Below are 10,970 nucleotides of genomic sequence, written 5' to 3'. Positions count from 1 at the left end.
AATAAATACACTTTATTTAAAAGATAAGCAAGGAAGGTGTAAGTGGATTCAGAAACAAGCGTCGGCTTTCGGACTGTATTTCTGAACTGTTTTCCATGGCTTTCACTATTAATATTTGCTAAACTTTAAACATATAATACTGCGACGATTGTGGTTACTATGGCGACTAGTAATTGGTAGCACCTCATATTCCACTGTGTATTTGCTAGTAAAACAGAAAATCATATAACAACGTTGTTATATGATTAATATTGATAAATTAACTTTTTGAGGAGGTTGTCACTATAATGAAAAATTTAAAATTTGATTTTTCAGTTATTGAAAAAACGTATAAAGAAATAGAAGAGAGAAAACTAAAATTGTACATTTTCCAACCTGAAAGACCCCGAAAAGACATGCCTGCTATTCTATTTTTTAACGGAGGAAGCTTTAAAAGGGAGCCGAAAACTCCAGTGCAATTCCAACACCAAGCTGATTACTTTTCATCCATGGGATTGGTTGCAATTTGTGTTGATTACCGAAATGGTTCGGATGAAGGATTTGCACCAACTCAAGCGATCTGTGATGTTAAATCTGCCGTTAGATACGTGAGGAGAAATTCCGCTGATTTGGGAATAGATGTGAATAAAATTGTCGTTTGCGGCTCCTCTGCAGGTGGTTACATTACTATATCCTCAATTATGTTCGAGGATTTAAACGATGATTACAAGTATGATAGTCAAAGTAAAGATCATATCCCAAACTTTTTAATTATATTTGCTGCTGGAATGGATGGTGTTGATATCATGAAAAGACGATATCCTCAATTACTTAATAATGCAATGGGACTTTCGCCGATTCATAATATTAAAAAATGCTTGCCGCCTACATTGTGGCTATGTGGAACAGGTGACGACCTTTATGAACAAAATAAAAAATTTATTAAGCAGATGAGACAAGTAGGAAATGATATTACCTTAAAGACATTTGAACGTATGGAACATGGTTTTTTTAATTATGGTAGATATCAGAATAAGTATTTTCATTTAACGAAACTTGAGATTGAAAAATACTTACAGTTGATGAAAGTAATTTAATAGTTTAAAAAACATAAAGGATTATTCAATAATACAGACTTGTATGTAGTAGAAATTTTTGGTTAATGTAACGGAGGTTTTTTTCTTATTCCATATTGTGAGCTTCGATAACTATACTTGAAATGGTTCTTTTAAGTGATGTTTGAAGGAGACAGAACGTATGATCTTAATTAAAGAAAGGTTTAAAGTAAAAGAAATTTTTACTGACATAACAGGGAAAGGATCTATGGGTAGAAATACATTTTCCCAGTCAGTATACAGAGTACGTTAACAATTGGAGCAACACGTGCTTAATGTAAGGCTCTTTAGCAAGAAAGTGTCATTGTCGGAAAAAAACGCTCATTATATGATTGAAATAGATATGATAAAAAGGAAGGGATGACAAAGAAAAAGAAGGACCTGGTCGAAATCGGAATCTCTTACATTAACAGGGCTGTTAATGAAACAGGCTTTTACAATACAACTTTTCTAGTGTACTATAGTAGGAAAGAAAGGGCTTACAAAAAGCAGATTTCGTATAAAATCGGGGGAATTGAGTTGATCAAAAATCTCAAACATTCTCAGAGAAATAAGTTTGGATGGAAGAGTCAATATTTCAGAAAGAATTTCATACTCATTCTCTTCATTACATTTATTCCGGGACTGATGATTGGATTAGGGATTTATTGGTTTGGAGTGAATGAAGTAGAAGATTCATTAAAAGAAATGCATGAAAATCAAATATTTGAAAGGGCGCAAAATATAGGTGATCAATTTGACTATTTGGAAAAGTCCCTTTCTCATTGGGCATACGATCCACGGTTTAATTCTTCATTACTAAATTTAAATTATGTGGTTGAATTTCAGGAGACACGTGATATTGTTCAAACCTTACATGTCCTGCAAGGATCACATCCACTCATTGATCATGTAGAGTTATTTGTGGACTCGGCTGTTCCTGTGCTATTTAGTCCCCATTATAATGTGTTAGAGGCCGATGAATACGAGTTCTATCAGTCGATATTAGAACAGCATAAAAATATGAGTTGGAACCGTCTTTATAGCATACCAGAGGAATCAAATATTGAGGATCCACAACCACTTGTGCTGATTCATAGCATCCCTGGAAATAGTAACGCTCCTTTTGGTTCGATTATTGTAACGTTAGACCGTCAGAAAGTGGCTGATCTTATTAAAACGTTAACACCTTACAATGAAGGGGCTACTTTCCTATTAAATGATGCGGATCGAGTGCTAGTATCTGAGAATAGTACAGAGGAGGCTTCATTCGTAAGTAGTTTGAGGGATAGTGTGTTAGAGAAGGCAGAGTTAGATCAGGAGGGTTCTTTTGTATTTAGTGATCAGGATGAGACATACTCTGTTTCGTATGGAACGATGAGAAGGATGGACTCGGAATGGACCTACGTTTCAGCAGCGCCGATGTCTTCTATAACTTCTCCAATTGTAATTGTTTCGACGATGATTATCTCAGTTAGCTTAATCGGATTATTATTTGCTCTTATCCTATCATGGGTTGCATCTAAAACGATTTATAGTCCTATTGCTAAGCTAGTTAAAGTGTTAGATAAAGATTCTAAATGGACTGATCATAATCATAAAGATGAATTTAAAGTAATCGAAAATCAATTTAAAGAAATGTCGATGGAAAGTCAATCATTAGAAAACCGTTTAACGACTCAATTGCCACAACTAAAAAATAGCTTTCTATTACAATTAATTCAAGGCTACTTGTATCATTACAAAGAAGAAGAACTAAAAGAGCGAATGCAAAATTACGGTTGGGAGTTAGATGCTCATCAATTTGTTGTCATGGATATTCAAGTGTTAGGGTTAAATGAGTCAAAAACGACGATTATGAAGCAAGATGAGAGCCTAGTTGCTTTTGCTTTAACGAATATTACTGAGGAAGTGTCTCTAGATTATTTTGAGCAATGTAATGTTATCAATTTCTATGATTTGTCTGCAGTTCTTCTTATCGTATATCCCATTCATAGTGAGGTAAGAAAGAGCTTACATGAATTCTCGAATCAAGTTATGGATGTTCTTAACCGCGTTTTAAAAAGACAAATTACGATTACGATTAGTCAGCCAACAGAAAGCATTAAGCGCATTCCTTATTTGTTTGAAGATGTTCGGAAAGGAAAACGCTACAGAAATTTTGAAAAAGAAAATCAAGTTATTGATCTTGAAACATTTGAAACAGCCAATGATATAAGTCAACTGCACTATCCTTTTGAAATCGAGAAGGAAATTCTACAAGCGATTCGGATGGGACAGATTAATGAATCAGAGCAGCTTATTCGAGAGTTTATCCAAGAGCTGAAGGGTAAGGGTGTTAAAGAGATTAATATCCAACCTTGCATTACGCAGTTGTTTGGAAGTATCCAGCATGAGATTTTGCACTCTAGTATTCACCCGTATGATCTTTTCCAAGGGAAAAATATGTATGAAGAAATTTCGCATATTGGAGATCCTGAACAAATGATTAATTGGTTAACAGTTGAAGTCATTACTCCATTTGTTAAAGCGTTAGAAGGCAAAGTAAACATTGAGATGAAGCAGCTTGTCGAAAAGGTGTGCACGTATATTAAAGAGCAATATATGGAGGATATTTCTTTAGAAAGCTGTGCAGAGGAAGTTCATACAAACCCGTATACTTTAAGTAAAGCGTTTAAAAAAATAATGGGTGTTAATTTCATTGATTATGTAACAAAATTAAGGATCGAGAAAGCGAAGGAATTACTTTTAAATACGAATATGAAAATGAATGATATAGCAGAACAAGTAGGATATCGACATAGTTATTTTAATCGTATTTTTAAAAAGCATATAGGCATTCCACCTAGTCAATATCGAAAGCAGAGGGTAAATGACTCTATCCAAGATGGCACCGAACGAAAATAAAGGAGGGGAATGCAAATGAACCAAGGGTCGATGAGTGGATTTATTACGTATTTTTACCGGTTTGGTGATTATTTTATGGTTCTTTTATATGTCAATTTGTTGTGGATTTGCTTTACTCTTCTTGGTGGTATTATTTTTGGATGGGCACCGAGTACAACAGCTATGTTTGCAGTGCTACGAAAAAGAATTATGGAGAAAAATGAACCGATTTTTTCGGAATTTTGGAAGGTGTATCGTCAAGAATTTTTAAGAACAAATGGTTTAGGGTTAATCGCTCTAGTAGTAGCTTATATTCTGGCTGTAAATATTCAATATTTTGCAGTAGAGACAGCTTGGTTGTTCGTTGCTGTACGTTATATGATAATCGCGATTATGATTATTACGGCCATTATGCTACTGTATGTATTTCCTTTACTCGTCCATTATGAAACGACGTTATATAATCATATAAAAAATTCATTGTTTTTAACAATTTACCAGCCGATTCGAACAGTTGTGACCATTGGATTATGTTTATTAGTTGTCCAAATACTTGCGATCTTCCCAGTCTTTATTCCATTCTTTGGGGTAAGCTTGTTTGCCTTCGTTGTCATGTGGACGACCTACTATACGTTCCGTCATGTGGAAAGAAGGCAAAAGGAAATACAGGCAGAATTAGAGAATCAAGAAGCGTAAGTGAACTTGCATGATTTAGTTGGGGGAAATGCCCAATTGGATCATGCTTATTTAAATGAATGATGCTATCAAAAATGTACGATAACCTTTGTTAATCAACGATAAAATGTTGCTGTAATAGCAGTGCAAAAATGTAGTAAAAAACAAAAATATGATAAGAAAGGGCTTACAAAGCTGATTTAGTACGGGTTTTACTACTTTTAAAAAAGTAACCAAGAAATGAATATTGCCGGAAAAATGTAAGCGTTTTATATTTGGTGTGAACCAAGAGCTGTTGGATGTGTAGCTAGTAACCAATAAGGGGGGGGACACTAGTCGATAAATCATTTTTGCTCATCATTATGGTTCAAAAAATCTAATGTAATCATAAGGAGGAACAAATGAAAAAATCACTACGTTTATTAGTACCGTTTTTCGCTTTCATACTATTAGTAGCACTTATTGGATGTAGTAATGATGCAAGTCAAGATGCAAGTGATGATTCGGGTGATTCAACTGAAGATACTGCCGAAGGTACAGAGGATATTTCTGAAGAAAGAATGGAAGTAACCATTATGTCGACGGCTTTTGCTCCAGATCCTGTAGATAGTGATAGTCCTGCTTTACAAGCCATTGAAGATTATACAAATATGGATATTAATCTCCAATTGGTCGCGAATGCCAATTACGATGACCGTTTTAATGTAACGTTGGCATCAGGTGATCTTCCTCATATTATGATGGCTTCAAAATCAGCAAGCTTTATTAATGCAGCTAGAGACGGCGCATTTTGGGATATAACGGATTATTTAGACGACTATGATAATCTAAGTCAAGCAAATGATATTGTTCTAAATAATATTTCAGTAGATGGGCGAATTTATGGTGTGTATCGTGCAAGACCATTAGGAAGAAATGCAGTAACGATTAATAAAGAATGGTTAGATAATTTAGGATTAGATATTCCTCAAACGATTGATGAGTTCTATGAAGTGTTGAGAGCGTTTACGTATGATGATCCGAACCAATCGGGTGAAGATGATACGTATGGAATGGTCGTATCTGAATGGCATGGTCCTTGGGATGTGATGCAATTATGGTTTGACGTTCCAAATGTGTGGGGCTTTGATGAAAATGGTGAATTGCAACCAGACTTTATGTTTGATGAATATATGGATGCGTTAAATTTCTTTAAAAAGGTCTATGATGAAGGATTAGTAAACGAAGACTTTGCAGTAATGGATTCAGGACAATGGTTTGATCCGCTTGTTAATGGTACAGCAGGTGTCGTAGTGGACGTTGCTGACCAAGCAAACCGCTTACAAAATCAAATAACGGAAAATTATACAGACGATGAAATCATATTAGATGTATTTGGTGCGGTTGAAGGCCCTAATGGATTCCGAAGTAAGCCGACACCTGGATATCATGGAATGTTAGCGATTTCAACAACGTCTGTCCAAACAGAAGATGAGTTACGTCGTGTTTTGCAGTTCTTAAATGACTTAAATGATGAAGAACCACAAAATTTATCCTACAACGGTATCGAAGGTGTTCATCATGAGGTTGTCGATGGAGAATTAGTGATTACGTCTCAGCAAGATGGTGGAGAATTATTTGATAAAGAGGTTCGTGATTTGAATCAATTCCAAATGGGTATTCCTGAAGACAGATTCCTAGTTGGTCCTCAAACAGCACTACAAGAGAAGGCTGATCAAGTGATGGAAGAAAACTTAGACATTGTCGTTCCAAACCCTGCTGAACCATTAGTTTCACCGACTTATACAGAAAGAGGAACACAATTAGATAATATTATTGAGGATGCTCGAATTATGTATATCGTTGGTCAAATCGACGAGGCTGGCTTACAAGAGGAAATTGAATTATGGTTACGTTCTGGCGGTACTGAGTACATTGAAGAAATTAATGAAGCTTACCAAATTGCGCAAGATGCACAATAAGTAGATTAAAAAAGAGCAGGAGGTAACACCTCCTGCTTTTCTTAAAAGATAAAGGTTTATAACATTTTTAATCATTTAATCAAGATAGGTAAGCTTTAAGTGGGTGCGCGGGAGTCGTCGGCTACGCTCGCTCTACGTTCAGAAATGCTCAAACTCTTGTAACGGCTCAGCACGACGGAATTAAGAAAATATCGCTGTGCGGTTTTTCTTATAGAAAGGAGAAGGAAAATGCCGAAAGTAAATGTAAATCCATCGACACAAATGGAACCTATGCAAGTGAATAAAATAACAAAATGGCAAATGCTTAAAAGAGATAAATGGATTTATTTTCTATTACTACCTGGTCTTATTTGGTTTATTGTTTTTAAGTATGTTCCGATGTGGGGAACGTTGATTGCTTTTCAAAATTATTCGCCCTTTTTAGGCTTTTGGGGGAGTGAATGGGTAGGATTTACTCATTTTGAACGGTTATTTCAAAATCCTGATTTTTACCGGATTTTACGAAATACTTTAATCTTAGCTTTGTATGAAACGATTTTTGTTTTTCCTGCACCGATTATTTTAGCGCTTTTGTTAAATGAAATTCGTTTTAATCCATATAAACGAACGATTCAAACGTTAGTCTATTTACCAAATTTCTTGTCTTGGGTTATCGTAGCCAGCTTAACATACGTATTCTTTACAACAAGTGGTGGAATTGTCAATGTTATTGTTGAGAATATCACCGGGAACACGATTTTCTTTTTAGGGGATCCAGAATGGTTCCGTACGATGATCGTTGGACAACAAATTTGGAAAAATGCCGGTTTTGGAACGATTATTTTCTTAGCCGCATTAGCCAATGTGAGTAAAGAGCAATATGAGGCAGCGATTGTTGATGGTGCTGGTCGATTTAGACGAATGTGGCACGTCACATTACCAGCGATCAGACACGTCATTGTCATTTTGCTCATCCTGAATATGGGGAATTTCCTTGATCAAGGGTTCCAACAAATTTATTTAATGACGAACTCATTAAATCGCTCCGTAGCCGATGTGTTTGATGTGTACATTTATTTCTCAGGTATCACGCAAGGAGCGTTTAGTCATAGTACAGCTGTTGGTTTATTTAAAGGCGTTGTTGGGATTGTTTTAATTTTGACGACGAGATATATTGCCAAGAAGTTAAAGCAGGAGACATTATTTTAAATTGTCTAGCTTAGAAATGGAGGGATAGTGGTTATGAAATCACATAACACACCACTAGGAAGAGTTTTTGATGTGTTTAACCATATCATTCTAGCCTTAATTGCACTTGCGATGATTGTTCCGTTTATGTATGTTATTGCAGGCTCGTTTGCGACTGAAGCAGAGCTAGCAAGGAGACCGTTCTTTATTTTTCCAGAAACCTTTACAATGAGCGCTTATCAATATATCTTCTCAACAGCGACATTTGTGCGAAGTATTGGTGTATCCATCTTTGTAACAGTAGCTGGAACGGTAGTTAGTTTAGCATTAACGTTAACGATGGGGTATGCACTATCGAAAGCACGGATTATTGGACATCAATTTTTTATTTACCTTGTCATTTTCACGATTATTTTCCAAGGTGGAATGATTCCAACATATATTTTAGTACGTGATCTAGGTTTATTAAATTCTTTATGGGCGCTTATTATGCCAATTGCGATGAATCCGATGTGGCTCATTATCGTCATTTCCTTCTTCCGTACACTCCCACGTGAGCTGGAGGAATCAGCGCGGATTGATGGTTGTACCGATATCGGAGTTTTTTGGAAGATTGCCCTGCCATTATCAAAGCCAATTATTGCGACATTTACATTATTTTATGCAGTGCAATACTGGGGCGACTATTTCAATGCCCTTCTATATATTTCCGATTCAACAAAATATCCGGTCATGCTGCTATTGCAAAACATTATGACGATGGCTGATATGCGTTTTGGTGAAGTGGATGCGCTTATTGATACACCAGATGAATCGTTGAAGCTTGCTGTTATTGTTGTGGCAACGATTCCAATTATGTTTGTTTACCCATTTTTACAAAAGCACTTTGCTAAAGGGATGTTGTTAGGATCGGTGAAAGGATAAAGAAAGCCGTTTTAACAATTAAGTTCGTACTTTTACTGGAGAACGTTGAATCCCGTCCTTATCTCTATTTCCAATGATAGTTGTAGGAGTGATATTTATGGAGAGCTATATTCATTTAAATGAAAGTATTTATGCGAAAGTCAATCAGCGCGTAGAGGAAGCATTGGCGATCATTACGAATCGGTATATCGGGCAAAATCCAGCGCATCCAATGGTTTATCGAGCATTTAGTAACGATGGATTGATGCGATTAAAGGATTATCGATATGAATTTAATTTTGGTGAACGATTCCCTTATTGTCAAAATGGACAGTTTATCTATGCGTGGGGAAAGCTCTGGCAGGATGAAGAGGCTGAGTTCATGTTTGCGCTCAATTGCTATGGCCCGGTGCATATCTATTTGAATGGTGAATTCGTGTATCGCTCGACGATTGTGGAAGAATTAGATCCAAAGAAAAGAGTCGGCTTTCGTTTCACATTGAAAAAAGGCTGGAATCATTTTGTGCTGCGCTTTGAGAAAACGACGTCCGGAATCGGCGGGATATTTGGAACCGGTTCATTCAAACGACATCCGATGCATGTTCTTTCTCCAACACATGAAAGAGAGGGGCAGGAGGGGTGGATATTCACAGAGCCGCTCGCTCAACCGTTAGAATGCTTGCCTGAAGAGGGAACGGCATCTGATGTAGAATGGCTTCCTGCAATGGATTGGGGGCAGGATCAAAGAAGGCAATTGACGAGATTGTTTGGAAGTGAGGTCGGTCAAGTCGCTGCTGCATGGACGAAGCTAGTGGTGCCTTATACGAGTCAACAACAGGTTACGTTAAAAGGGTATGCCTATGGTGCGATGACACTATTGATTAATGATCAAACCGTTTTCGAAACAAAGGAAGATCAAGAAATCGTTGTTACTTTACCGTTGTCTTATGGGGAACACGATGTAACGGTAATATGTACGTGTGTAAGTGAACAATGGGGCTTTGAGCTTGAGCCTGTTCAAGAGAGTGTTACCTTTACACTTCCGTACCCTGTAAAAGGGGCAAGAGAAAGCTGGCTCTATCTAGGAAGCTTCGCGACGAAGGAGCACGTGGATTTAAAAGAAGCGAAACGATTGGATACAGTCGTTGCAAGTACGAATGGTCCAACGTTTTGGCGCTTAGATCAACCGAATACGTGGGTGAGACCATATTTAGAAAACCGTCTATTTGGAAAATGGGATTATCCGTTAGGGGTGACGCTATACGGCCTCATCCAAACAGGGAAAGAGTTAGAACGAAAGGATATTATCAATTATACGCTGCAGCATATTGAAACGAGCACGTCATTGTATCAATATTCCTTGTGGGATAAGGAGCAATACGGTGCAGCCGGCGTGAATAATCAGCTGTCGGCGATCGACAGTCTTGATGATTGTGGTTCCTTCGGTTCAACGATGCTTTTGGCAACCGAAACAAGATCCATTCGTGATGCGGCTCGGATTGCCGATGATATTGCTCATTATATAACGAATGTCCAAGATCGACTATCTGATGGTACACTCTATCGTCGCTTTGGTAGTGTTCCGTTTATGAAGGATACGATTTGGTGTGACGACCTTTATATGAGTACACCATTTTTATGCCGCTATTATAAGAAAACAGGAGATCTCTCTTATTTAGAAGATGCGGCCAATCAGTTTCTTCATTATAAACAATTGATGTATATGCCAGAAGAGAAAATCATGTCACACGTGTATGATTTCAAGTTTGATACAGCAACGAATGTACCGTGGGGACGGGGGAATGGCTGGGTATTATTCTCACTTTCAGAGCTGCTAGAAGTCTTACCAGAAGATCACTCAAAGCGCCCTGCATTAATGAGCTTTTTTCGTGAGCTATGTGAAGGCTTCCTTGCCCTACAAGGAGAACATGGCTTATGGCATCAAGTATTGACTGATCCAACATCATACGAGGAAACATCTTGTACATCGATGTTTATATACGGGTTTGCACGTGGCGTTCGATATGGCTGGCTAGATGAGGAAGCGCCATATATCGATGCGGCCTTACAAGGCTGGGAAGGCATGACAAGAAGAGCGATTGATCAATATGGCAATGTGTATGGTGTGTGTCAAGGCTCTGGATATGCGTTTACGACAAGCTATTATCGTGATGATTTATCATGGATTTTAAATGATACACACGGAATCGGAATTGTCTTATTAGCTGGGATTGAGCTATTAAAGTTAAAAAAATCATTGCATGAACGTAACGAAGCATTTGTTGGTCTATAAAGTGCAAACGAG

General features: G+C 37.3%; 7 protein-coding genes. All 7 read left to right on the top strand.

Features of this window, described 5'->3' with window-relative positions; genetic code table 11:
• Nucleotides 1–287: 287 nt before the first annotated feature.
• The 7 genes from ACERJO_RS15155 to ACERJO_RS15125 all read left to right on the top strand — a co-directional run bounded on the left by ACERJO_RS15155 (nt 288) and on the right by ACERJO_RS15125 (nt 10,958).
• Nucleotides 288–1,076, top strand: a complete 789-nt coding sequence (locus ACERJO_RS15155; RefSeq protein WP_373648021.1) for an alpha/beta hydrolase — start codon at nt 288–290, stop codon at nt 1,074–1,076.
• Nucleotides 1,077–1,613: 537 nt separating this feature from the next.
• Complete coding sequence (locus ACERJO_RS15150; protein WP_373648020.1) at nt 1,614–3,980, top strand: helix-turn-helix domain-containing protein; 2,367 nt, start codon at nt 1,614–1,616, stop codon at nt 3,978–3,980.
• Between the two features lie 15 nt (nt 3,981–3,995).
• Nucleotides 3,996–4,655: a YesL family protein gene (locus ACERJO_RS15145; protein ID WP_373648019.1), complete on the top strand. Its 660-nt coding sequence runs from the start codon at nt 3,996–3,998 to the stop codon at nt 4,653–4,655.
• Nucleotides 4,656–5,035: 380 nt separating this feature from the next.
• Nucleotides 5,036–6,595, top strand: a complete 1,560-nt coding sequence (locus tag ACERJO_RS15140; protein WP_247107233.1) for an extracellular solute-binding protein — start codon at nt 5,036–5,038, stop codon at nt 6,593–6,595.
• 270 nt (nt 6,596–6,865) lie between these two features.
• Nucleotides 6,866–7,783: an ABC transporter permease gene (locus tag ACERJO_RS15135; protein WP_373648026.1), complete on the top strand. Its 918-nt coding sequence runs from the start codon at nt 6,866–6,868 to the stop codon at nt 7,781–7,783.
• Between the two features lie 33 nt (nt 7,784–7,816).
• On the top strand, nt 7,817–8,686 hold the full coding sequence (locus ACERJO_RS15130) for a carbohydrate ABC transporter permease (protein ID WP_247107234.1): 870 nt from the start codon (nt 7,817–7,819) through the stop codon (nt 8,684–8,686).
• A 97-nt stretch (nt 8,687–8,783) separates the two neighbouring features.
• Nucleotides 8,784–10,958: a glycoside hydrolase family 88/105 protein gene (locus ACERJO_RS15125; RefSeq protein WP_373648018.1), complete on the top strand. Its 2,175-nt coding sequence runs from the start codon at nt 8,784–8,786 to the stop codon at nt 10,956–10,958.
• The last annotated feature ends 12 nt before the right edge of the window (nt 10,959–10,970 follow it).

It is taken from the genome of Halalkalibacter sp. AB-rgal2 (assembly GCF_041821005.1).
Classification (GTDB): Bacteria; Bacillota; Bacilli; order Bacillales; family Bacillaceae_D; genus Halalkalibacter.
The sequence above is the reverse complement of the archived record's forward strand: the minus strand, read 5'-3'. Positions and strand labels throughout refer to the sequence as shown.